Below are 21590 nucleotides of genomic sequence, written 5' to 3'. Positions count from 1 at the left end.
GAAGTGGCGCCGGGGGCGCCCGGAAAAGCAAAAGGGCCCAGACGCGCTGACGTCTGAACCCTTGGCTTTCCTGCTTATCTGAATGGCGCGCCCGGAGCGATTCGAACGCCCGACCCCTTGGTTCGTAGCCAAGTACTCTATCCAGCTGAGCTACGGGCGCGCAACAGAAGGTGCGCATTATACGGATTCGGAACAAAAACGCCAGGGGTTCCGGACGATTTTTTTCAGCTTCGGCGGGAAGGGGGGGAGAAGGGAAAAACGGGGCCTGAAAAAGCAAAAGGCCAATCCTAAGATTGGCCTGAATGCTTGATGGCGCGCCCGGAGCGATTCGAACGCCCGACCCCTTGGTTCGTAGCCAAGTACTCTATCCAGCTGAGCTACGGGCGCGCTGTCTTGCAACTTTTTACTACTTTCTTTGCTACTTTCCGCAAAGAAGCGAGATTGTATAAAAACACGCTTCATTTGCCAAGCCTTTTTTACTGCAGGAAAGGCTGGCGGAGACGGAGGGATTCGAACCCTCGATACGAGTTTTAGCCCGTATGCTCCCTTAGCAGGGGAGTGCCTTCGACCTCTCGGCCACGTCTCCGGAAGGCCGGCATATTAACGGGTTAGCCGGCCCGGGTCAAACTACTTTGCAGCCGGGGCTGCAAATAACTGGGCGGCGCCGTTTACGCCTGGTCCAGACCGAAGGTCTTGTGCAGGATGCGCACGGCCAGTTCCAGATACTTCTCGTCGATGACGACGGAAATCTTGATCTCGGAGGTGGAGATCATCTGGATGTTGATGCCTTCCTCGGCCAGGGTGCGGAACATCTGGCTGGCCACGCCCGGGTGGGAGCGCATGCCGACGCCGACGGCGGAAACCTTGCAGGTCTTGTTGTCGCCGACGATCTCGCGGGCACCGACGTGCTGCTTGACCTGCTCCAGCACGGCCATGGCCTTGGTGTATTCGCTGCGATTGACGGTGAAGGAGAAGTCGGTGGTGCCGTCCACGCCGACGTTCTGGATGATCATGTCCACGTCGATGTTGGCGTCGGCGATGGGGCCGAGGATTTGGTAGGCGATGCCGGGACGGTCAGGCACGCCCAGCACGGTCAGCTTGGCTTCGTCGCGATTGAAGGCGATGCCGGAAATGATCGGTTGTTCCATGTTCTTGTCATCCTCAACAGTGATCAGCGTACCTTCCCCTTCATCCTGGAAGCTGGAGAGGACGCGCAGTTTTACCTTGTACTTGCCGGCGAACTCGACGGAGCGGATCTGCAGCACCTTGGAGCCGAGGCTGGCCATTTCCAGCATTTCCTCGAAGGTGATGGTGTCCAGCTTGCGGGCTTCCGGCACGACGCGGGGGTCGGTGGTGTACACGCCGTCCACGTCGGTATAGATCTGGCATTCGTCGGCCTTGAGGGCGGCGGCCAGGGCGACGGCGGAAGTATCGGAGCCGCCGCGGCCCAGGGTGGTGATGTTGCCGTTTTCATCGGCGCCCTGGAAACCGGCGACCACGACCACGTTGCCTTCGGCCAGATCCTTGCGCATGCGCTCGTCGTCGATCTGCAGGATGCGGGCCTTGGTGAAGGTGCTGTCGGTCAGCACGCGCACCTGGGAGCCGGTGTAGCTCTTGGCCTTGAGGCCTTCTTCCTGGATGGCCATGGCCAGCAGGCCGATGGTCACCTGTTCGCCGGTGGAGGCGATCACATCCAGTTCCCGGGGGGAGGGGGTGGCGGAGATTTCCTTGGCCAGGCCGATCAGGCGATTGGTTTCGCCGGACATGGCCGAGGGCACCACCACCACATCGTGGCCCATTGCCTTCCAGCGGGCCACGCGCTTGGCCACATTCTTGATGCGCTCCGTCGAGCCCACCGACGTGCCGCCGTACTTCTGAACTATCAGCGCCATTCGTTATCCAATTGAGCGGAGTAAGAAAACCCGTGATTCTATCTGAACCGCGTGCCTAACAGTAGGGTGTTCGGTTAGGCCAACTAAGTGAAATCCCTTAGTGATTTTTTGATTCATGCCACTTGCAAATATATGTGAATGGCCTATACTTACGTACTATGACTTTGGTGATATGTTTTGGGTGTCCCAGAACATGGCCTTCGGCAAGCAGTTTGGCGCCGAAACGGCTCTGCCAGAGCAGATTGACACCCCAATATTCGAGAGGAACACACCATGAGCAATGTCAAACTGGTTGAAAAGATCGACCCCCGCGAAATCCGCCGCAAGCTGGGCCTGAACCAGCAGCAATTCTGGTCCAAGATCGGCGTCACCCAGAGCGGCGGTTCCCGCTACGAGAGCGGCCGCAACATGCCCAAGCCCGTGCGCGAACTGCTGCGCCTGGTGCACGTGGAGCAGGTGGATATCCAGCGCATCAAGCGCGAGGACATCGAAGTGGTCGAGTACCTGAAGGCTTTCGAACCCGAAACCCTGAAGAACCTGAAGAAGGCCGCCAAGGCCAAGCAGAAGAAGGCCGCCTGATTCATATCGGTACCCTGCTGTAAAAAAAGCCCCTGCTTGCAGGGGCTTTTTCTTTTGGGGTCTGCCGTGCCGTTTTTCAGGGGCTGACCGTGACCGGCAGGCCCAGGGCGCGGATACGCACGGCCACCGCCTCCAGTTCCGCCGGGCTGAGGCGCTCGAGACGCTTGGCCCCGGGTTGCAGGGACGGGCGGGCCAGACCGTAGAGATGGACGCCGCGCAGCCGTTCCCCGGCCTGGGCCAGCAGCTCCAGGTAGGCCGTCAGCTCGGCCTCCGCTGGTGCGGCGCCGTCGCGGCGGAAGAGGCAGGTCTGGACCCAGGTGGGGGCCAGTTCGCCGCAGCGGCGCAGATTGGCCAGGACCTTGCCCGGATCGCCCCGGGTACCGTTGATTTCCTCCATGCCCGGCACCGTGGCCCGGTCCACCTTGAACCAGACCTCGCCGCCGGCTTCGCCCAGGCGGCCGATGCCGGCCTGGACCTCGGGCCGGTGCAGCAGGCTGCCGTTGGTGATCAGGCGCAGGGCGATGCGGCCCTGCAGCTGGTGCCGTTCGATCTGGCGCCGCACTGCTTCCACCGCCGCCGGGAATTCGGGGGCGCTGGTGGGTTCGCCGTTGCCGGAAAAGGCGATGTCCATCAGCCGGCGCGCTTCCGGCGGCACGGCCCGCTGCATGAAATCGCCCTGCAGGAGGTCCGTCAGCATGGCGTCCAGTTCCCGTTCCAGCTGGGCCAGGTCGATGGGCGGCGGGCCGCCCCGGGTGAGATCCGGCACCTGGCAATAGACGCAGGCCCAGTTGCAGGCGTTGTTGGGATTGAGGTTGATGCCGACGGAAATGCCGCCCGCCCGGCGCGATACCACCGGATAGACGTAGGTCAGACCGGCGCTGTCGCGGCGATGGTCGGTGACGCTGAGGGGCTGGGCAGGGGATTCCATGGGCGGTCGGACAGTGGCTGAAGAATGGCCGGAGCGGGGCTGGGGCCGGGCCGGAGAGGCGCCCGGCAGCGGCGGCGGGGCGGGCTGGTGGCCAATGATATAATCAGCGGCTTACAAAAACACCTCCCCAGCATGCTAATCACCCGCCGCCTGGAATTCGATGCCGGCCATCGCATTCCCGATCACCGCAGCCAGTGCCGCCATCTACACGGGCACCGCTACGTCCTGGAAATCACCCTGGCCGGCGACATCATCAGCAAGGACGGCGATCCGGCCAACGGCATGGTGATGGACTTCTCCGACGTCAAGGCCCTGGCCAAGGCCCATGTGGTGGATGTGTGGGACCACGCCTTCCTGGTCTATGCCGGGGACAAGGCGGTGGTGGAATTCCTGCAGACCCTGCCGGACCACAAGACCGTGGTGCTGGACTGCATTCCCACGGCGGAAAACCTGTCGGAAACGGCTTTCCGCATTCTCGATGCGGTCTATCAGGACAGCTACAGCAACCATCTGCGCCTGCAGCAGGTGCGCCTCTACGAAACGCCCAACTGCTGGGCCGACGCGGTGCGCCGGGACTGACCCGGCGTCCCCGTTTTCTTTCCCGCCGTGTGCCCGTGAACGACGCCCCGATCCAGATCGATACCGGTTCCGCGCCGACCTTCGCCCTTATCTGGCTGCACGGCCTGGGTGCCGACGGCAGCGATTTCGTGCCCGTCATCCCCGAACTGGGGCTGCCGCCCGAACTGCCCGGCCGCTTCATCTTTCCCCACGCGCCCTACATGCCCGTCACCTGCAACGGCGGTTACGAGATGCGCGCCTGGTACGACATCCTGTCCCTGGCCCCGGGCAGCCGGGAGGTGGATGAGGCCAGTCTCCAGCGCTCCCGGGAAACGGTGCGGCAGCTGATCGGCGAACAGGTGGCGGCGGGCATTCCCAGTCGGCGCATTTTCCTTGCCGGCTTTTCCCAGGGCGGCGCCGTGGCCTACACCACGGCCCTGACCCAGGCCGAGCCCCTGGGCGGACTGATCGCCCTGTCCACCTACCTGCCGGCGCCGGAACTGGTGCGCCGGGAGCTGCGCCCGGCCAACCGGGAACTGCCGGTGTTCGCCGCCCACGGCAGCGACGACGGCGTGGTGGCGCCGGCCCTGGGCCTGCAGGCCCGGGACTGGCTGGAACAATGGGGTCTGGCGCCGGAATGGCGCCTCTATCCCATGGAACATTCCGTCTGCCTGGAAGAGGTGGCGGACATCGGCGCCTGGCTTGCCCGGCGCCTGGCGGCCTAGGGGCGCCGCCGGCAACTTGGTGGATCGAGGAAGGGCCGGGCCCCCGGCGGGCACCGCTTCCGGCAATCCGTTGGTACAACCCATCGCCGTAGTGAAGACGTATTTGTCGCGTACCAATTTCAACAGTTCACGGCTCGTGCGCCTGCTCGCCGATTTCAACGCCGGGGAGCGGGGCGATGCCAGGGCGGAGAGCCGTGGCAAGCCGTCCTTCGCCGAACGGCTGGGGCAGTGGCTGGACCTCAACCACGCCATCGCCCTTTCCGGCGCCCTCCATCCTTCCCTGCGCCAGGGACCGGGCGGGACGGCGGCGGGGGCGGCGGACCAGGTGGCTGCCCTGGTGGCCCGGGCCCAGGCGGCCCTGCGCGATGCCATCACCCAGGGGGGCGGAGGCAAGGCCCGCATCAAGCTGTCCGTGCCGGAAGCCGGCGCCACCCTGGAAAGCGGCGGCAAGTACCTGCCTTACCGGCGTTACTACCTGGCCCAGCAACGGGAGATGGAGGCGGCCCTGGTGCAGCTGCGGGCCCAGGTGCGGGAGGCGCTCAAGGGCGGCTCCCCGTCCCTGCGCCAGCTGTCGGGGCTGGACGGGGTCCTGGAAAAGGCCCTGGCGGAACGGGAGCGCAACCTGTTCCTCAACGTGCCCCTGTTGCTGGAAAAACGCTTCGAACAATTGCGCGACGCCTACGCCTCGGCCCTGGAGGCTTCCTCCCAGGCCGACGGGGTGGCGCGCTGGATGCAGCCGGGAGGCTGGCTGGCGGTGTTCTGCAAGGATCTGCAGAGCGTGCTGCTGGCGGAACTGGAGATTCGCCTGCAACCGGTCCTGGGACTGGTGGAGGCTTTTGGCAATGAGGTAAGCAAGTCGCAATGAACCGAAATTTCTGCTTGGCCGCCTTTGCGGTGGGACTGATCGCCGTCTGCTGGGTAGGGGTGGGCTATATGGCCTCCCATCCCCTGGCATTCAGCATGACCCTGATCATCGGCGTGGTGTACTGCGCCGGCGCCCTGGAACTGCTGCGCTTCCACCAGGCCACGGAGAGCCTGGCCCGGGCCCTGGAGCGCATTCCCGAAAACCTGGAACACCTGGCGGACTGGCTGGTGCAGGTCCATCCCTCCCTGCAGAGCGCCGTGCGCCTGCGCATCGAGGGGGAGCGGCCCGGCCTGCCCGGCCCCACGGTGACGCCCTATCTGGTGGGCCTCCTGGTCATGCTCGGCATGCTCGGCACCTTCCTCGGCATGGTGGTGACCCTCAACGGCGCCGTTCTGGCCCTGGAGAGCACCACCGACCTGCAGACCATCCGCGCCTCCCTGGCGGCGCCGGTGAAGGGCCTGGGCCTGGCCTTCGGCACCTCCGTCGCCGGCGTTGCCGCCTCCGCCATGCTGGGCCTCATCTCCTCCCTGTGCCGGCGCCAGCGCCTGCTCACCGCCCAGGGGCTGGACAGCCGCATCGCTACCAGCCTGCGCGGCTTTTCCCTGGTGCACCAGCGCCAGGAAACCTTCAAGGCCCTGCAGGCCCAGTCCCAGTCCCTGCCCGAGGTGGCCGACAAGCTGCAGGCCATGATGGCCCAGATGGAGCGCCACAGTCTGGAACTGCACCAGCGTCTGGCCGCCAGCCAGGAAGCCTTCCACCGGGACGTGCGGGAGGTCTATGGCAATCTGGCCCAGTCCGTCGATGCCTCCCTCAAGGCCAGCCTCAGCGACAGCGCCCGGGCCGCCGGCGCCGCCATCCAGCCGGTGGTGGAAGCCACCATGGCCGGCATCGCCCGGGAAACCACCTCCCTGCACGAGCGGGTGGCCGCCGGCGTCACCTCCCAGGTGGCCGCCCTGGCAGCCGCCTTCGAGCAGGGAACGGCGACCCTGCTGTCCGGTGTCCGTGAGGACAACGCCAGCCTGCAGGCCGATCTGGCGACCCGGGAAGCCCAGCGCCAGGCGGCGCTGCAGCAGTCCCTGGAAGGCATGGCCGCCAGCCTGCAGCAGGAATGGCGTCAGGCGGGCGAACGCGGTCTGGAACAGCAGCAGCAGATCTGCCGGACCCTGGAGGCCAGCGCCCAAAGCCTCAACGCCAATGCGGAAGAGCACGCCCGCCGCACCATCGACGAAGTGGCCCGGCTGATGCAGGCCGCGGCGGAGACGCCCCGGGTGGTGACCCAGGTGATCGGCGAACTGCGCAGCCTGCAGGCCGACCTGGCGGCCCAGGATGCCCAGCGGCAGCAGGCCCTGGCCCAGTCCCTGCAGGCCATGGCCGCCTCCCTCCAGGGCGAGTGGCAGCAAGCCGGGGCCCGGACCCTGGCCCAGCAGCAGCAGATCTGCGCCACCCTGGAGCAGACCGCCCGGCAGATCGGCGAAAACGCCCAGGCCCACGCCAGCGACACCATCAACGAAATCGCCCGGCTCATGCAGACCGCCGCCGAGGCGCCCCGGGTGGCCGCCGAAGTCATCGGCGAACTGCGCCAGCAGCTCTCCGGCAGCATGGTGCGGGACAACGAACTGCTGGAAGAGCGCCGCCGTCTCATGGAAACCCTCAACGGCCTGCTCGACGCCATCAACCATGCCTCGGTGGAACAGCGCAGCGCCATCGACGCCCTGGTTTCCTCCGCCGCCGCCATGCTGGAGCGGGTCGGCGCCGAATTCACCGACAAGGTGGGGGGCGAGTCGGCCCGGATGATCGACGTGGCCTCCCAGATGACCACCAGCGCCGTGGAAGTGGCCAGCCTCAGCGAGGCCTTCGGCCATGCCGTGCAGTGCTTCGCCGAATCCAACGACAAGCTGGTGGCCAACCTGCAGCGCCTCGAAGGCTCCCTCGACAAGAGCATGGCCCGCAGCGACGAGCAGCTGGCCTACTACGTGGCCCAGGCCCGGGAAATCATCGACCTCAGCATCATGTCCCAGAAGCGCATCGTCGATGACCTGCAGGGCCTCTCCGCCCGGCCGGCCGCCGTCGCCGGCGAGGTGGGCTGATGGAGGAGGTGGACGCCAGCGTCGAACAGACGGCCCCCGTGTGGGCCGTCTTCGGCGACCTCATGGCCGGTCTGCTGGGCGCCTTCGTGTTGATCCTGGTGGGGGTGCTGGGCGTCCAGCTGGAGCTGGTCAGCACCCTGGAGGCCGAGGTGAAAAAGCGCCAGGTCGAGGAACAGCGGCGCATGGCCCTGGAAAAGGCCCTGGCCATTCCCCTGGCCTCGGGCCGGGTGACCCTCAACAACGGGCGCATCGGCATCAGCGGCAGCGTGCTGTTCTCCCTCAACTCCGACCAACTGCAGCCCGAGGGGCGGCAGGTGCTGAAGAGCCTGGCCGCGCCCCTGGCCGCCTACCTTGGGGCGAGGGAAGAGATGCTCATGGTCAGCGGCTTCACCGACGACATGCCGGTCAAGGGCAGCAACCGCCAGTTCGACGACAACTGGGAGCTGTCGGCCCAGCGCGCCCTGACCGTGACCCGGGCCCTGATCGACGAAGGCGTGCCCTCGTCCGCCGTTTTCGCCGCCGCCTTCGGCTCCGAGCAGCCGGTGGCGCCCAATGTGGACGCCAAGAACCGGGCCCGCAACCGGCGTGTCGAAATGGCGCCGGTGCCCAGGACCACCAATGGCGGCAGCAAGCCCCATGACTGAGGCCGCCCCGGGCGCGCCGGCCGGCACCGTGCCGTTGCCGCCCACGGCCGGCCACGCGGCCCTGGAAGACTTGCGGCAACAGGGCGCCGCCGGCTTCGACCCGGTCGGCCTGCGCTACCTGGAAGCCCTGGCCCGCCGCAGCCGGACGTACCGGGGGGGCGTTGCCGAAGGGCTGGCCTCCCGGCTGCAGGCGGCCATGGACGCCTACGGCCGGCGTCTTGCCGCCGCCCGCCAGTCCGCCGCCGAGGCCCTGGCCCGGGCCGCGGCGCGGCATCCTCAGGCAGCCGACGAGTTGCAGGCCCTGTTCGCTGCCGGCGACCTCGCCGGCCTTACCCGCCGCATTGGGGCCCTGGATGCCTTCGCCGGGCCGGGCCCCCTGGCTGGCCTGCTGGCGTACATGGCCGGCCTGGGCGATGGGGCAGGGCAGGGAGGCGCGGCGGAACCGCCGCCTGCGGCTCCCGAGGGGGCGCCGGCAACTCCTGTCGCCGCACCGGCCGTGGCGACCGGCACTGGCGAGGCCCCTTCCGGCACGGTCTCCCCGGCCCGGGAACTCAAGTCCCTGCGCTATTTCCGCAGCACCTGGTCCCGTCTCAGCGCCGAGCAGCAGCTGGCCCAGGCCCTGGCCCAGGCGCCGGAAAACGCCGGCCCCCTCAATTCCCACCTGCTGGTGCTGCGGGCCCTGCAACTGATGCAGGAGGTGTCACCGGACTATCTGCAGCGCTTCATGTCCTATGCGGACACCCTGCTCTGGCTGGAACAGATGGAGGACCTCAGCGGCGCCGTCAAACGGCGCAACGAGATCGCCGCCCCCGCCGGCAGGAAAGGCACCCGTTCTGGCAGCAGCGACTAGCCTGGACCTGCCGGGCCGTCGCCCTGTGGCCGGGAGCGGATACGCGGCGACGGTTTTTTCGCTAGAACTGGCGCGCTCCGCATTGCACCGCTTGCCCCGGCGCAGGCGCGTACGGAGCGGCCGCTGGTTCCGAGTTGGGGTGAACGGGTAAGCTGGCAGGGGTAATCTGGCAGCGGTGCGGATTTCTATTGGGAGATGGGCAGTGACAGGCAGCGTGGTGGGTCGGCTGGTGCCGGCGATGATGATTCTTTTGGCTTCCCCCGGGGCCCTGGCCGGCGCCTCGGCCTATGCGGCCGGCAGCGGCGAGGCCAGCGGCTGGGCCACCCGCGACAGCCAACTGGAAGCCAATCTGGCGGCCCTGGAGTTGTGCAACCGCCAGGCCCCCCGTCGGGATTGCGCGCTGGATACCACCAAGGCCGTGGTGCGGGCGGAGAACCAGGTGCAGGCTGCCTTCTCCCGCAGCAGCGCCGGCCTGCCGGACGCCCGCAGGCGGGCCCTGGCCAACTGCGGTGCCGCCAACTGTCAGGTGACGCTGGCCGTGACCCAGGCCGGCTTCTATGTCCTGGCCCGCTCCGAGCCGGATCACGCCGGCGACCGGCGCTCCTTCCTCACCTTCGGTTTCGCCGACCTCAACGAGGCCCAGCGCCAGGCGGTTCGCCATTGCGAAGAGGCGGCGGAGCGGCGCTGCAGCGTCGTCTGGAGCGGCGCCATCGCCGGCCTGCAGGCGGTCCGTTCCGCGCCCTGAGTCAGGTCATTCCCGCCTTCACGGTGTGCGGGGTGGCAGGGAAAATTTGGGGCAGATTTGGGGCCGGCTTGGTCGGCAGAGCGTCTGGCGGGATACCGCGGCTTGATTGATGCAATGACGTCGTCCGAGCCCTTTTTGCACGGGCTGCTGGATCGTGACGGCAGGGGGAGGAAAAAGTGGCGGAGGCTGTGAGATTCGAACTCACGGATGGTTGCCCATCGGCAGTTTTCAAGACTGCTGGTTTAAACCACTCACCCAAGCCTCCGCAGTCGCCGGGAGCCTGCAGGACAGCGGGCCGGAGGGCGATGTGGGGCGCAATCATAGCACAGGCCGGCGGCCCTTTTGGCGGCGCCGGCGTGACCGCCCGGAATGCCTTTCTGTAACGGTGTGTAAGGGGGGCTCCCAGGTTTGCAACTTTGCCGGGGCCCGGTTAGTCTTAGCCGTTAACAAAAACCAACTCGTTCTTTTGGAGGACTCCATGCTTCCCCAGTATCAAATGACCGGTGCCGGCACCCAGGCCGGCCTTGCCACCCAGAACAAGGTGCTGCGCAACACTTACCTGTTGCTGGCCCTCTCCATGATCCCCACCGTCATCGGGGCCATGGTCGGCGTGCAGATGGGCTTCTCCTTCTTCGCCGGCAGCCCGATGATTTCCTTCCTGCTGTTCCTCGGCATCGCCTTCGGCTTCATGTGGGGCATCGAGCGGACCAAGAACAGCGGCATGGGCGTGGTCCTGCTGCTGGGCTTCACCTTCTTCATGGGCCTGATGCTGTCCCGCATCCTGCAGGTGGCCCTGGGCTTCTCCAATGGCGGTTCCCTGATCGCCATGGCGGCCGGCGGCACCGGTGCCATCTTCTTCACCCTGGCTACCGTGGCCACCGTGACGAAGAAGGACTTTTCCTTCATGGGCAAGTTCCTCTTCATCGGCATGGTGGTGATCCTGCTGGCGGCCCTGGCCAACATCTTCTTCCAGATCCCGGCCCTGGCCCTGACCATCTCCGCTGCCGCGGTGATGCTCTTCTCCGCCTACATCCTCTACGACATCAGCCGCATCGTCACCGGCGGCGAGACCAACTACATCGTCGCCACCCTGTCGGTGTACCTGGACATCTACAACGTCTTCGTCAGCCTGCTGAACCTGCTGATGGCCTTCACCGGCGAGCGCGACTGAACGTTGCGCTAGCAGCATGCAAAAGGGGCGGCCCGTGGGCCGCCCCTTTTTTTATGGTCTGTCTCGAGTGTTATGGGTGTGTGGATCGGTGTGGCGGGGTGCTGCGGGGTTCAGGCGGCCTGGCGCAGGCGCTGATCCCGGGCGGCCGCTTCGGCGGCTTCCTGGACCCGTTCCCGCAGTTCCTTGCCGGCCTTGAAGTGGGGCACGTGCTTGGCCGGGACTTCCACCTGTTCACCGGTCTTGGGATTGCGGCCCTGGCGGGCCGGACGGTAGTTGAGGGAGAAACTGCCGAAACCGCGGATTTCCACCCGGTCGCCCCGGGTCAGCGCTTCGGCAATGGCGTCGAGCATCAGATTGACGGCAAAGTCCACATCCCGGGTGGTCAGATGGGGAAGCTTGCCCGTCAGATCGGCAACGAGTTCGGATTTGGTCATAGGGGGCGATTCTAACCCGACAGGCCCCCTCCTTTTCAAGGGGGCCGTTGAATTCAATGACTTATTGCAGGGGCTGCTCGCCGCCCAGGGCCTCCACGATGGCCGGCAGCAGGCGGGAGAATTCGCCGCTCATCAGGGCCAGGTCGGCCTCGAACTGCTCGGCGGCGTTCTCGGCCTGCTTTTCCGCCTCTTCCTTGACCACGTCGAGGAAGGCGACCCGCTTCACTTCCAGCTTCTCGGTGAGGATCAGGGAAATGCGGTCGTTCCAGGTCAGGGCCAGGCGGGTGGGCAGCTTGCCGGCGGCGATGTGCTGGCGCACGTCGTCCCCTTCCAGGGTGTGGCGCACGTAGCGCACGGCGGCCTTTTCCTCCACCGGAGATTTCAGTTCGCAGTCCCGGTCGATGGTGAAGGCGCCGGGGGCGTCGCCGCCGGCCAGCCAGTCGGTCATGGCCGCCACCGGGGACATGGTGGTGTTGAGGCGGGTGAGGGGGAATTCGTCGAGGGACTTGCCCAGCATCTCCAGCACTTCCTCGGCCTTGGAGGCGTTGCTGGCATCCACCACCAGCCAGCCGCCGGCGGTGTCGATCCAGACGCTGGTGCGGCGGCGGCGGGTGAAGGCCCGGGGCATCAGTTCGTCGCGCACCCGTTCGCGCAGTTCCTTGAGCTGCTTGCGGCCCACCGGATAGCCCTGCTGCACGGCCAGTTCCTCGGCCCGTTCCTGGGCGGTCTGGTTGACCACGGAGGAGGGCAGGAGCTTGTGTTCAACGGCCAGGGAGAGCAGCAGATAGGGGCCCTGGGCGTGGGCCAGGGCGGGCTCGTCGGTGGGGGGCAGCCAGCCCTTGGTTTGCGGGTCCATGGGACCGCAGGGGTTGAAACGGTTGCGGCCCAGCTGGGTTTCCAGGGCTTCGGGGCTGGGTTTCCAGCCTGCGGGCAGACGGTAGATTTGCAGGTTCTTGAACCACATGGGCAATGGGATGGGTCTGAAAATGGACCCGCCATTCTACGCGCAATCCGCCCGCAAACGCCCCGGCTTGGGGCTTTGATTTCGTCCATGGCGGGACGTCGCGGAAAGCGGCGCGCCACCAACGATCTGCCTGAAACCCAGCAGGGAAGGGCGTTTCCGGCATGGGGCGGCGCCCAGGTCCGTCCCGCCTGCCTCCCGGGGCAGGTGCCGCTGCGGCGTCCTCAGTCGTTCGCGGGCGTGGCGCTGCCGTGGCGGCCCAGGAGGGCGGTGATCTCGTCCGCCGGCATGGGCCGGGCCCGGAGGAAACCCTGCATCTGGGCGCAGCCCCGCTCGGCGAGGAAGGACCATTGCTGTTCCGTCTCCACTCCTTCGGCCAGGGTTTCCAGGCCCAGGTCCCGGGCCATGCCGATGATGGCGGTGGTGATGGCGGCGTCCTCCGCATCCTGGGGCAGGTCGCGGATGAAGGAGCGGTCGATCTTCAGCTTGTCCAGGGAGAAGCGCTTCAGGTAGGCCAGGCTGGAATAGCCGGTGCCAAAGTCGTCCAGGGCCAGGCGGATGCCCATGGCCTTGAGCTGGGCCAGGGTCTGGGTGTGGCGCTCGCCGTCTTCCATGAGCATGGATTCGGTCAGCTCCAGTTCCAGCCAGCAGGGCGACAGGCCGCTGGCGGCCAGGGCTTCCTGCACCAGGGCGGCCAGGTTGGCCTGGCGGAACTGTACGGCGGAAATGTTCACCGCCACCACCAGGGGCGGCAGGCCCGCGTCCTGCCAGGCCTGGGCCTGGCGGCAGGCTTCCCGCAGCACCCACTGGCCGATGGGCAGGATCAGGCCCGTCTCCTCCGCCACCGGGATGAAGCGGTCCGGCGGGATCAGGCCCTGCTCCGGCTGCCGCCAGCGCAGCAGGGCCTCGCAGCCCACCAGGGTGCCGCTGTGCAGGTCGTACTGGGGTTGGTAGTGCAGGGCCAGCTCCTGGCGCGCCAGGGCCTGGCGCAGGTTGTTTTCCAGCAGCAGCCGCTGGGACACCCGGGCGTTCATGGCCGCGGTGAAGTACTGGTAGTTGTTGCGCCCGCTTTCCTTGGCCACGTACATGGCGGCGTCGGCGTTCTTCAGCAGGGTGTCGCCATCCTCGCCGTCCTCGGGGAAGACGGCGATGCCGATGCTGGGCGTCACCGCCAGCTCGTAGTCGTCGATGGCCAGGGGCGTGGCCAGAGTGTGCAGCAGCTTTTCCGCCACGCTGGCGGCCTGGGCCGGGCTTTCCAACTGGGGCAGCAGCACCACGAATTCGTCGCCGCCCTGGCGGCTGACGGTGTCGCTGGCCCGCACCGCCGCCACCAGCCGCTCGCCCACCAGGCAAAGTACCTGGTCGCCGACGGCATGGCCGAGGGAGTCGTTGATGTTCTTGAAGCGGTCCAGGTCGAGGAAGAGCAGGGCCAGGCAGGTGCCGGAGCGCCGGGCGGCGGCGATGGCCTGGCCCAGGCGATCCTGCAGCAGCACCCGGTTGGGCAGGTTGGTGAGGGCGTCGTACTCCGCCAGGTGGCGCACCTGGGCCTCGGCCGCCTTGCGTTCGGTGATGTCGGAGAAGGCGGCGATGTAGTGGCTGGCCTGGCCGCCGTCATCCCGCACGCAGCTGATGTTGAGCCACTCGGGGAAGAAGGAGCCGTCTTTGCGCCGGTTCCAGATTTCGCCGGACCAGGCGCCGGTCTCCTGCAACTGGCGCCACATCTGGCGGTAGAAATCCGCATCGTGACGGCCCGAGGAGAACATGGACGGATTGTGCCCCACCACCTCTTCCGGCCGGTAGCCGGTGATGCGAGTGAAGGCCTGGTTCACGGTGACGATGCGGTTGCTGCAGTCGGTGATGACCATGCCCTCGTTGCCGCTCTCAAACACCTGGGCCGCCAGCTTCAGTTCCCGGGCGTTTTCCAGCAATTGGGCATTGCGGCTGTCCAGGTCCTCCCGGTACTGGCGGAAGAGGCGGGCCAGCCAGCCGGAGAAGAAGAAGGAGAAGAGCAGGGTGGCGCCGGCGGCGACGGCCAGCACCAGGGCCGTGGTGCTGATGTGCTGGCGCACCCCCGATTCCAGGGAGCTGCGGCGGCGCGCCAGGTCTTCCTGCAGGTCGTCCAGGTAGACCCCGGCGATCAGCACCCAGCCCCAGGATTCCACCGGCCGCACCACGGAGAGCTTGGGCGACAGCTTGCCGGTGGCCGGGTTGATCCAGTCGTAGCGGATGGGGCCGCCGCCCTGCCGCGCCAGGTCGAGAATGCGGGCGATGGTGCGCTGTTCGTCGCTGCCCCCCAGGCTCTCCAGGCGGCGCCCTTCGATTCCCGGGTTGGCGGGGGTGATGAGGATGTTGCCGTTCTCGTGCAGCACCGCCAGGTAGCCGTCGTGGGCGAAGCGCACCGAACGCAGTCGCTCCAGGGCCTCCCGCTGCAGGTCCGCCTCCATCTGGTAGAGGTAGTCGCCGGCGCCGATGAGCCAGCCGAAGGGCTCGAAGCGGCGCACGTAGGCGATCTTGTCGGCCATTTCCTTCTCGTTGCCGGGGGCGTACCAGCGGTAGCGGGAATAGCCGTCGCCCCGGGTGCCCGCCTCGATCAGGCCGCGCATGATGTAGTGGCCGCTGTCGTCCCGGTTGTCGAGCAGGGAGCTACCTTCCCGGCCCGGGGCCGTGGGCAGCAGGACGCAGTTGCCGGCCAGGTCGTCGATGAAGAAATAGCCCCGGCCGTCGAAGAAACGCAAGGGGCGCAGGGCCTCCACCACCAGGCGGCGGATTTCCTTTTCCGGGTGCTTGCCCTTTTCCTGGGCATAAATGGCCTCGGCCAGCGCCAGGGCCTGGTCCACCTGGACCTTGAGGCTGGTCTTGAGCACCGATTCGGTACGGGAGCGGACGAACTCCAGGTAGTTGCGCTTGGAATCCACCTCGGCTTCCAGCAGGGATTGCTGCTGGGCCAGGGTTTCCGCCTCCAGGGCCGCCAGGCTGGCCTCGAAATCCCGCTCGTGCTGCAGGGTGAAGTGGATGCCCAGGCCCAGGGTGAATACCAGGACCAGGGTCAGCATGCCGATGAGCTGCAGGCGGGGGAGGGATTTTTCGTTGATGACCAGAGACACGGAGAACGGCGGCGGAATTTCGAGCGTGAATATTACTATAGTTATATGCGGCAGTCGTGGGGAAACCCGGACGGCGCCGGCCTCCGGCGCTTTGCCCGGCAGCCCGGGGAGCAAGGCCGGCGCCGGGTGCGGCCCTGCGGCCGGCGCAGGCGGCGGGCCGGCTTTCTGGTAGCATTGGCACCCTGTTTCGGTCCCGCCTCCATGCTCGCCTCTCCCCATCTCGTCGCTGATACCGCCGCCGTTTTCGAGCCGGGCGGCCCCCTGTCCGCCAACATCCCCGGCTACCGCACCCGCAGCCAGCAGGTGGAGATGGCCGAGAAGATCGCCGCCGCCATCGCCGACAACCGCATGCTGGTGGCCGAGGCCGGCACCGGCACCGGCAAGACCTACGCCTACCTGGTACCGGCCCTGCTTTCCGGCGGCAAGGTGATCGTCTCCACCGGCACCAAGACCCTGCAGGACCAGCTCTTCAACAAGGACATCCCCACCGTCCGCGCCGCCCTCAAGGCCCCGGTCAAGGTGGCCCTGCTCAAGGGGCGGGCCAACTACGTCTGCCCCTACCACCTGGACCGCTCCCTGCTCGACGGCCGCTTCCAGAACCGGGAGGACGTGGCCTACATCCAGAAGATCGCCCGCTTCGCCAAGGAAACCCGCAGCGGCGACAAGGCCGAGTGCCTGGACGTGCCGGAAAACGCCACGGCCTGGATCATGGCCACCTCCACCCGGGAGAACTGCCTGGGCCAGGAGTGCCCCCACCACAAGGAATGCTTCGTCCTGCAGGCGCGCAAGGAAGCCCTCTCGGCGGACGTGGTGGTGGTGAACCACCACCTCTTCTTCGCCGACGTCATGCTCAAGGACGAAGGCATGGCCGAACTGCTGCCGGCCTGCAACGCGGTGATCTTCGACGAGGCGCACCAGCTGCCGGAAACCGCCAGCCTCTTCTTCGGCGACAGCTTCTCCACCTCCCAGGTCCTGGACCTGGCCCGGGACGCCCGCAGCGAGGGCCTGGCCAGCGCCCGGGACTGCCTCGACCTGCAGGAGGCCACCCGCATCGTGGACAAGGCCGCCAAGGACCTGCGCCTCACCGTCGCCGTGGAGCCGGCCCGCTACGCCTGGGGCCAGCTCGAGGGCAACGCCCAGTTCCTCGACGGCCTTGCCAACCTGGAAAAGGAACTGGAGCTGCTCAACGCCATCCTGGAAAACCAGGCTGAGCGCAGCGAGGGCCTGGAGAACTGCTGGCGGCGCAACGGCGAACTGCTGCAGCGCCTCGTCCAGTGGCGCCAGGAGCAGCCCGGGGTGGTGCGCTGGGGTGAGGCCTTCAACCATTCCCTGCAGCTCAACGCCACCCCTCTGGATGTGGCCCGCCTCTTCCGCAAGCAGCTGGACGGCCATCCCCGGGCCTGGATCTTCACCTCCGCCACCCTGGCGGTGCAGGCCGACTTCTCCCACTACTGCAACGAGCTGGGCCTGTGGGACGCCGAATCGGCCCGCTGGGAAAGCCCCTTCGACTACGGCCAGCAGGCCGTGCTCTACGCCCCCCGGGACATTCCCGATCCCAACCTGCCCGGCTTCACCGAAGCCGTGGTGGAGGCCGCCTGGCCCGCCCTCAAGGCCTGCGGCGGCGGCGCCTTCTTCCTGTGCACCTCGCTCAGGGCCATGCGCCGCACCCACGAACTGCTGGCCGCCAAGCTGGAGGACGAGGGCCTGGAAATGCCCCTGCTGCTCCAGGGCGAAGGCAGCAAGACCGAGCTGTTGGAACGCTTCCGCCGCCTCGGCAACGCCGTCCTGGTGGGCAGCCAGAGCTTCTGGGAGGGCGTGGACGTGCGCGGCGAGGCCCTTTCCCTGGTGGTCATCGACAAGCTGCCCTTCGCCCCGCCGGACGACCCGGTGCTCAAAGCCCGGGTGGAACAGATGGAAAAGGAAGGCCGCAGCGCCTTCATGGAATACCAGCTGCCCCGGGCCGTGATCAACGTCAAGCAGGGCGCCGGCCGCCTCATCCGCGACGAGACGGACCGGGGCGTGCTGATGATCTGCGACCCCCGGCTCATCACCAAACCCTACGGCAAGCGCGTCTGGCGCAGCCTGCCGCCCATGAAGCGGACCCGGGATTTGATCGAAGTCCTGGATTTCTATGCCGCCCTCCAGCCCAATTGATCCCATGACGGCCGCCATCCTGCCTCCCGTTCCCCGCCTCGACGAGCTTTCCCCGGATTGCCGGGAGGCCGCCGCCCACCTCAACCGGGACTGCGCCTGCCTGGCCCTGGACCACGCCGCCCTTGAGGCCCAGCTGGAAGGGGAGGGGGGCAACGGCGATTTCTACCGGGCGCTGCGCGAGAGCCGGCCCCACCTCTTTTCCGACACCATGGTCTTTGTCGGCGAGGCCCACCTGGAAGCCATGGCCGAACTGGCCGCGGCGGTGGACGAGGTGGTGCGCCTGCCGGCCTACCAGGCAGCGGTGCTGGCCTGGGCACCCCAGAGTGCCAGCTTCGCCCCGCCCAACGCCGGCGTCTTCCTCGGCTACGACTTCCACCTCACCGTGGACGGTCCCCGCCTCATCGAGATCAACACCAACGCCGGCGGCGGCCTGCTCAACGCCAAGCTGGCCCGGGCCCAGCGCGCCTGCTGCGCCACCGTCAGCCACTTCCTGCCGGAGGCCGGCGGGGTGGAAGCCGCCTTCCTCGCCATGTTCCGCGAGGAATGGCGCCTGGCCCGGGGCGATGCGCCCCTGCGCCGCATCGCCATCGTCGATACGGCGCCGGCGGAGCAGTACCTGGCCCCCGAGTTCGAGCTGTTCCGCCGCCTCTTCGAAGCCGCCGGCATCGCTGCCGTGGTGGCCGACCCCGGCGAATTCACCTACCGGGACGGCGTGCTGTGGCACGGCGGCCAGCCGGTGGACCTGGTCTATAACCGCCTAACCGACTTCGCCCTGGAAGAGCCGGCCAGCGCGCCGTTGCAAGAGGCCTACCTGGCCGGTGCCGCGGTGGTCACGCCCCATCCCCGGGCCCACGCCCTCTTTGCCGACAAGCGCAACCTGGTGCTGCTCTCCGACCCGCAGCGGCTGGCCGAGTTGGCAGTGCCCGAGGCTTGCCGCCGCATCTTCGCCGCCACCATTCCCCCCACCCGCCTGGTGCGGGCGGCGGAGGGGGAACAGTGGTGGAGCCAGCGCAAGCAGTGGTTCTTCAAGCCCGCCGCCGGTTTCGGCAGCCGCGCCGCCTACCGGGGCGACAAGCTGACCAAGCGGGTGTTCGAGGAAATCCTCGCCGCCGGCCAGGACGACGGCACCGCCTACGTGGCCCAGGCCCTGGTGCCCCCCTCGGAGCGCCGCGTCTTCTCCGGCCCCGCCGCCGGCGACAGCCACGCCCACCTGAAGCTGGACATCCGCGCCTATGCCTACCAGGGCCAGGTGCAGTTGGCCGCGGCCCGCCTCTACCAGGGCCAGACCACCAATTTCCGCACCGCCGGCGGCGGTTTTGCCGCCGTCTTCGCCGTGCCCTGCCGGGAGGAAAAGTGATGGCGGAGGAAGTGCGTCCCCCTCGGGTTTTCGGCTTCACCGGCACCAGCGGCTCCGGCAAGACCACCTTGGTGGAGCAGGTCATTCCCCGGCTCATCGCCCGGGGCTGGAAAGTCTCCCTGATCAAGCATGCCCACCACGGTTTCGACCTGGATACCCCGGGCAAGGATTCCTACCGCCACCGGCAGGCCGGTTGCGGCGAGGTGATGGTCACCTGCGGCAGCCGCTGGGCCCTCATGCACGAACTGCGGGAAGAGGCGGAGCCGACCCTGGCCCAACACCTGGCCCGCTTCGCCCCCTGCGACCTGGTGCTGGTGGAAGGCTTCAAGCAGGAAGCCATCCCGAAAATCGAGGTGTATCGGGCCGCCAACGGCAAGGCGCCCCTGTATCCTGAAAATCCCCACATCGTCGCCGTGGCCACCGACAGCCCGGTGCACACCGCATTGCCGGTGCTCGATGTGAATGATGCGGAAGCGGTGGCCGCTTTCGTCATGGACTATTTCAAGCACCCACAGCGATGATGCAAAGCCAAGACTCCAAGGATGACGCCCATGCTCAGTTTTGAAGACGCCCTGGCCCAGTTGCTGGCCGCTGCCAAGCCCGTCAGCGAAGTGCGCTGGCTGCCCACCCAGGCCGCCGCCGGCCGGGTGTTGGCCCAGGACCTGACCTCCACGGTCAATGTGCCGCCCCTGGATAACTCCGCCATGGACGGCTATGCCGTGCGCGCCGCCGACATTCCCGTGCCCGGCACCGTGCTGCCGGTCTCCCAACGCATTCCCGCCGGTTCCGTCGGCACGACGCTGGAACCGGGCACCGCCGCCCGCATCTTCACCGGCGCCCCGGTGCCTCCCGGCGCCGACGCCGTCATCATGCAGGAGCGCTGCGAGCATGCCGGCGAAGGCCGGATCAATTTCCAGCACGTGCCCAAGGCCGGGGAGAACATCCGCCGGGCCGGGGAAGATGTGGCCAAGGACGCCCGCATCCTCGCCGCCGGCACCCGCCTGGGGCCGGCCCAACTGGCCTTCGCCGCCTCCGTCGGCCTGGCCGAAGTGCCCGTGTATCGCCGCCTGCGGGTGGCCACCTTCTTCACCGGCGACGAGCTGGTGATGCCGGGCCAGCCCCTGCCGGCAGGGGCCATCTACAACTCCAACCGCTTCGCCATCGTCGCCCTGCTGGAACGCCTGGGTTGCGAAGTGAAAGACCTGGGCCAGGTGCCCGACAGCCTGGAAGCCACCCGGGCCGCCCTGCGCGAAGCCGCCGACGCCGCCGATCTGGTGGTGACCTGCGGCGGCGTCTCCGTGGGCGAAGAAGATCACGTCAAGCCGGCGGTGGAAGCCGAAGGCAGCCTCAACCTGTGGAGCATCGCCATCAAGCCGGGCAAGCCCCTGGCCTTCGGCGAAGTGCGCCGCAGCGAAGGCGAAAGCGCGGGGCAGGGCAGCGCCGCCTTCATCGGCCTGCCGGGCAACCCGGTCTCCGCCTTCGTCACCTTCCTCATGCTGGTGCGGCCCTTCATCCTGCGCAGCCAGGGCGCTACCGAGGTGGCCCCCCGGGCCTACTCCCTCCCGGCTGCCGGCGAGTGGAAGAAGGCCGACAAACGCCGCGAATTCCTCCGTGCCAGCCTCACCGCCGAAGGCTCCGTGGCCCTCTACCGCCATCAGGGCGCCGGGGTCATGGCCTCCCTGGTGGAAGCCACGGGCCTCATCGACAATCCTCCGGGGCAGGTGATCCAGGCCGGCGACACCGTGCGCTTCCTCTCCTTCTCCGAACTCCTGGGCTAAGGTTCCGTCATGATCAAGGTGCTCTATTTCGCCGGCCTGCGGGAAGCCCTGGGCACGGCCGCCGAGGAAGTCTCGCCGCCCCTCGACCTGCTCGACGTGGGCGCCCTGCGGGCCCACCTGGCGGCCCGGGGCGGCGACTGGGAAAAACTGCTGACCACCAAGAACCTGCGCTTCGCGGTGAACCAGGACATGGCCCGGGCCGACACCCCGGTGCACGACGGCGACGAAGTGGCCTTCTTCCCGCCGGTCACCGGCGGCTGATGCGGCTGATTCCCTGAAGGAGCGATCATGAGCGTCCGCGTGCAGCAAGAGGATTTCGACCTGTCCGCCGAAGTGGCGGCCCTGCGCGCCGGCCAGCCCGGCGTCGGCGCCGTGGCCGCCTTCGTCGGCCTGGTGCGGGACATGAACGAGGGCAGCGGCGTTTCCGAGATGGCCCTGGAGCACTACCCGGGCATGACGGAAAAGGCCCTGGAGGCCATCGTCGCCGAGGCCAGGGCGCGCTGGGACATCCTCGGCGCCCGCATCATCCACCGGGTCGGCACCCTGCAGCCCTGCGACCAGATCGTCCTGGTGGCGGTGAGCAGCGCCCACCGGGGCGAGGCCTTCGCCGCCTGCGAGTTCATCATGGACTACCTGAAGACCCGGGCCCCGTTCTGGAAGCGGGAAGTGACCCCCGCCGGCGCCCGCTGGGTGGACGCCCGGGAAACGGACGACTCCGCCGCCGCCCGCTGGGAGAAGGGCGGCAAATAAGCCACTCC

General features: G+C 67.7%; 20 protein-coding genes and 4 tRNA genes. 15 read left to right on the top strand and 9 right to left on the bottom strand.

Annotated features, from left to right (window positions below; translation table 11 throughout):
* Positions 1 to 83: 83 nt before the first annotated feature.
* The 4 genes from ACLSSQ_RS11110 to ACLSSQ_RS11095 form a co-directional block, all read right to left on the bottom strand.
* Positions 84 to 160: transfer RNA gene (locus ACLSSQ_RS11110), tRNA-Arg, on the bottom strand.
* Between the two features lie 150 nt (positions 161 to 310).
* Positions 311 to 387, bottom strand: a tRNA-Arg gene (locus ACLSSQ_RS11105).
* Positions 388 to 492: 105 nt separating this feature from the next.
* Positions 493 to 586, bottom strand: a tRNA-Ser gene (locus ACLSSQ_RS11100).
* A gap of 82 nt (positions 587 to 668) precedes the next feature.
* Positions 669 to 1892 (bottom strand): aspartate kinase, encoded by a 1224-nt coding sequence (locus ACLSSQ_RS11095; RefSeq protein ID WP_014237195.1) that lies wholly within the window; start codon positions 1890 to 1892, stop codon positions 669 to 671.
* A gap of 273 nt (positions 1893 to 2165) precedes the next feature.
* On the opposite strand from ACLSSQ_RS11095, the gene ACLSSQ_RS11090 reads away from it, so the two are divergent.
* Complete coding sequence (locus ACLSSQ_RS11090) at positions 2166 to 2471, top strand: helix-turn-helix domain-containing protein (protein WP_014237196.1); 306 nt, start codon at positions 2166 to 2168, stop codon at positions 2469 to 2471.
* A 76-nt stretch (positions 2472 to 2547) separates the two neighbouring features.
* On the opposite strand, the gene ACLSSQ_RS11085 is transcribed toward ACLSSQ_RS11090, so the two are convergent.
* Positions 2548 to 3399 carry a radical SAM protein gene (locus tag ACLSSQ_RS11085; protein WP_416242700.1) on the bottom strand — a complete coding sequence of 284 codons (852 nt, stop codon included), beginning with the start codon at positions 3397 to 3399 and terminating at the stop codon, positions 2548 to 2550.
* A gap of 132 nt (positions 3400 to 3531) precedes the next feature.
* Here ACLSSQ_RS11085 and queD point away from each other — a divergent pair, with 132 nt between their 5' ends.
* From queD to ACLSSQ_RS11050, 7 genes are all read left to right on the top strand, one after another.
* Complete coding sequence (queD, locus tag ACLSSQ_RS11080; protein ID WP_416242699.1) at positions 3532 to 3978, top strand: 6-carboxytetrahydropterin synthase QueD; 447 nt, start codon at positions 3532 to 3534, stop codon at positions 3976 to 3978.
* Between the two features lie 35 nt (positions 3979 to 4013).
* Positions 4014 to 4682: an alpha/beta hydrolase gene (locus ACLSSQ_RS11075; protein WP_416242698.1), complete on the top strand. Its 669-nt coding sequence runs from the start codon at positions 4014 to 4016 to the stop codon at positions 4680 to 4682.
* Positions 4683 to 4785: 103 nt separating this feature from the next.
* The gene (locus ACLSSQ_RS11070) at positions 4786 to 5547 is read left to right on the top strand and encodes a DUF3348 domain-containing protein (protein ID WP_416242697.1); all 762 of its coding nucleotides are present in this window, start codon (positions 4786 to 4788) and stop codon (positions 5545 to 5547) included.
* On the top strand, positions 5544 to 7634 hold the full coding sequence (locus ACLSSQ_RS11065) for a hypothetical protein (RefSeq protein WP_416242696.1): 2091 nt from the start codon (positions 5544 to 5546) through the stop codon (positions 7632 to 7634). The genes ACLSSQ_RS11070 and ACLSSQ_RS11065 overlap by 4 nt, the downstream gene beginning before the upstream one ends.
* On the top strand, positions 7634 to 8278 hold the full coding sequence (locus ACLSSQ_RS11060) for an OmpA family protein (protein ID WP_014237202.1): 645 nt from the start codon (positions 7634 to 7636) through the stop codon (positions 8276 to 8278). Before ACLSSQ_RS11065 ends, ACLSSQ_RS11060 begins: the two co-directional genes overlap by 1 nt.
* On the top strand, positions 8271 to 9128 hold the full coding sequence (locus tag ACLSSQ_RS11055) for a DUF2894 domain-containing protein (RefSeq protein ID WP_416242695.1): 858 nt from the start codon (positions 8271 to 8273) through the stop codon (positions 9126 to 9128). The genes ACLSSQ_RS11060 and ACLSSQ_RS11055 overlap by 8 nt, the downstream gene beginning before the upstream one ends.
* 238 nt (positions 9129 to 9366) lie before the next feature.
* Positions 9367 to 9873, top strand: a complete 507-nt coding sequence (locus tag ACLSSQ_RS11050) for a DUF4189 domain-containing protein (protein WP_416242694.1) — start codon at positions 9367 to 9369, stop codon at positions 9871 to 9873.
* Between the two features lie 177 nt (positions 9874 to 10050).
* On the opposite strand, the gene ACLSSQ_RS11045 is transcribed toward ACLSSQ_RS11050, so the two are convergent.
* Positions 10051 to 10138 (bottom strand) — tRNA-Ser (locus ACLSSQ_RS11045).
* A gap of 213 nt (positions 10139 to 10351) precedes the next feature.
* On the opposite strand from ACLSSQ_RS11045, the gene ACLSSQ_RS11040 reads away from it, so the two are divergent.
* A complete protein-coding gene (locus ACLSSQ_RS11040; RefSeq protein WP_416242693.1) occupies positions 10352 to 11044 on the top strand; it encodes a Bax inhibitor-1/YccA family protein in 693 nt (230 codons plus the stop codon).
* A gap of 110 nt (positions 11045 to 11154) precedes the next feature.
* On the opposite strand, the gene ACLSSQ_RS11035 is transcribed toward ACLSSQ_RS11040, so the two are convergent.
* The 3 genes from ACLSSQ_RS11035 to ACLSSQ_RS11025 form a co-directional block, all read right to left on the bottom strand.
* Entirely contained in the window at positions 11155 to 11478 is a 324-nt protein-coding gene (locus ACLSSQ_RS11035; RefSeq protein ID WP_014237206.1) for an integration host factor subunit beta, read from the bottom strand.
* 61 nt (positions 11479 to 11539) lie between these two features.
* Positions 11540 to 12442 carry a recombination-associated protein RdgC gene (locus tag ACLSSQ_RS11030; protein WP_416242692.1) on the bottom strand — a complete coding sequence of 301 codons (903 nt, stop codon included), beginning with the start codon at positions 12440 to 12442 and terminating at the stop codon, positions 11540 to 11542.
* Positions 12443 to 12663: 221 nt separating this feature from the next.
* Positions 12664 to 15543: an EAL domain-containing protein gene (locus ACLSSQ_RS11025; RefSeq protein WP_416242691.1), complete on the bottom strand. Its 2880-nt coding sequence runs from the start codon at positions 15541 to 15543 to the stop codon at positions 12664 to 12666.
* A 201-nt stretch (positions 15544 to 15744) separates the two neighbouring features.
* Between ACLSSQ_RS11025 and ACLSSQ_RS11020 the strand changes: the two genes are divergently transcribed.
* The 6 genes from ACLSSQ_RS11020 to moaE are packed head-to-tail and all read left to right on the top strand — an operon-like array spanning position 15745 to position 21582.
* Complete coding sequence (locus ACLSSQ_RS11020; RefSeq protein ID WP_130458284.1) at positions 15745 to 17697, top strand: ATP-dependent DNA helicase; 1953 nt, start codon at positions 15745 to 15747, stop codon at positions 17695 to 17697.
* A 4-nt stretch (positions 17698 to 17701) separates the two neighbouring features.
* Positions 17702 to 19054 carry a hypothetical protein gene (locus ACLSSQ_RS11015; RefSeq protein WP_416242690.1) on the top strand — a complete coding sequence of 451 codons (1353 nt, stop codon included), beginning with the start codon at positions 17702 to 17704 and terminating at the stop codon, positions 19052 to 19054.
* Positions 19054 to 19575, top strand: a complete 522-nt coding sequence (gene mobB, locus ACLSSQ_RS11010; protein ID WP_152089413.1) for a molybdopterin-guanine dinucleotide biosynthesis protein B — start codon at positions 19054 to 19056, stop codon at positions 19573 to 19575. Before ACLSSQ_RS11015 ends, mobB begins: the two co-directional genes overlap by 1 nt.
* Positions 19576 to 19605: 30 nt before the next feature.
* Positions 19606 to 20832: a gephyrin-like molybdotransferase Glp gene (gene glp, locus ACLSSQ_RS11005; protein ID WP_416242689.1), complete on the top strand. Its 1227-nt coding sequence runs from the start codon at positions 19606 to 19608 to the stop codon at positions 20830 to 20832.
* A 9-nt stretch (positions 20833 to 20841) separates the two neighbouring features.
* Positions 20842 to 21093 carry a molybdopterin converting factor subunit 1 gene (gene moaD, locus ACLSSQ_RS11000; RefSeq protein ID WP_014237213.1) on the top strand — a complete coding sequence of 84 codons (252 nt, stop codon included), beginning with the start codon at positions 20842 to 20844 and terminating at the stop codon, positions 21091 to 21093.
* A gap of 27 nt (positions 21094 to 21120) precedes the next feature.
* Positions 21121 to 21582, top strand: coding sequence for a molybdopterin synthase catalytic subunit MoaE (gene moaE, locus ACLSSQ_RS10995; protein WP_014237214.1), 462 nt, complete (start codon positions 21121 to 21123; stop codon positions 21580 to 21582).
* The last annotated feature ends 8 nt before the right edge of the window (positions 21583 to 21590 follow it).

This window comes from Azospira sp. APE16 (assembly GCF_047901315.1).
Taxonomy (GTDB): Bacteria; Pseudomonadota; Gammaproteobacteria; order Burkholderiales; family Rhodocyclaceae; genus Azospira; species Azospira oryzae.
The sequence above is the reverse complement of the archived record's forward strand: the minus strand, read 5'-3'. Positions and strand labels throughout refer to the sequence as shown.

Bases quoted from the DNA above. Each gene is read 5' to 3' on its own strand.
- ACLSSQ_RS11095 (WP_014237195.1), bottom strand. From the start codon at position 1,892: ATGGCGCTGATAGTTCAGAAGTACGGCGGCACGTCGGTGGGCTCGACG.
- ACLSSQ_RS11090 (WP_014237196.1), top strand. From the start codon at position 2,166: ATGAGCAATGTCAAACTGGTTGAAAAGATCGACCCCCGCGAAATCCGC.
- ACLSSQ_RS11085 (WP_416242700.1), bottom strand. From the start codon at position 3,399: ATGGAATCCCCTGCCCAGCCCCTCAGCGTCACCGACCATCGCCGCGAC.
- queD (WP_416242699.1), top strand. From the start codon at position 3,532: ATGCTAATCACCCGCCGCCTGGAATTCGATGCCGGCCATCGCATTCCC.
- ACLSSQ_RS11065 (WP_416242696.1), top strand. From the start codon at position 5,544: ATGAACCGAAATTTCTGCTTGGCCGCCTTTGCGGTGGGACTGATCGCC.
- ACLSSQ_RS11060 (WP_014237202.1), top strand. From the start codon at position 7,634: ATGGAGGAGGTGGACGCCAGCGTCGAACAGACGGCCCCCGTGTGGGCC.
- ACLSSQ_RS11055 (WP_416242695.1), top strand. From the start codon at position 8,271: ATGACTGAGGCCGCCCCGGGCGCGCCGGCCGGCACCGTGCCGTTGCCG.
- ACLSSQ_RS11050 (WP_416242694.1), top strand. From the start codon at position 9,367: ATGATGATTCTTTTGGCTTCCCCCGGGGCCCTGGCCGGCGCCTCGGCC.
- ACLSSQ_RS11040 (WP_416242693.1), top strand. From the start codon at position 10,352: ATGCTTCCCCAGTATCAAATGACCGGTGCCGGCACCCAGGCCGGCCTT.
- ACLSSQ_RS11035 (WP_014237206.1), bottom strand. From the start codon at position 11,478: ATGACCAAATCCGAACTCGTTGCCGATCTGACGGGCAAGCTTCCCCAT.
- ACLSSQ_RS11030 (WP_416242692.1), bottom strand. From the start codon at position 12,442: ATGTGGTTCAAGAACCTGCAAATCTACCGTCTGCCCGCAGGCTGGAAA.
- ACLSSQ_RS11020 (WP_130458284.1), top strand. From the start codon at position 15,745: ATGCTCGCCTCTCCCCATCTCGTCGCTGATACCGCCGCCGTTTTCGAG.
- ACLSSQ_RS11015 (WP_416242690.1), top strand. From the start codon at position 17,702: ATGACGGCCGCCATCCTGCCTCCCGTTCCCCGCCTCGACGAGCTTTCC.
- mobB (WP_152089413.1), top strand. From the start codon at position 19,054: ATGGCGGAGGAAGTGCGTCCCCCTCGGGTTTTCGGCTTCACCGGCACC.
- glp (WP_416242689.1), top strand. From the start codon at position 19,606: ATGCTCAGTTTTGAAGACGCCCTGGCCCAGTTGCTGGCCGCTGCCAAG.
- moaD (WP_014237213.1), top strand. From the start codon at position 20,842: ATGATCAAGGTGCTCTATTTCGCCGGCCTGCGGGAAGCCCTGGGCACG.
- moaE (WP_014237214.1), top strand. From the start codon at position 21,121: ATGAGCGTCCGCGTGCAGCAAGAGGATTTCGACCTGTCCGCCGAAGTG.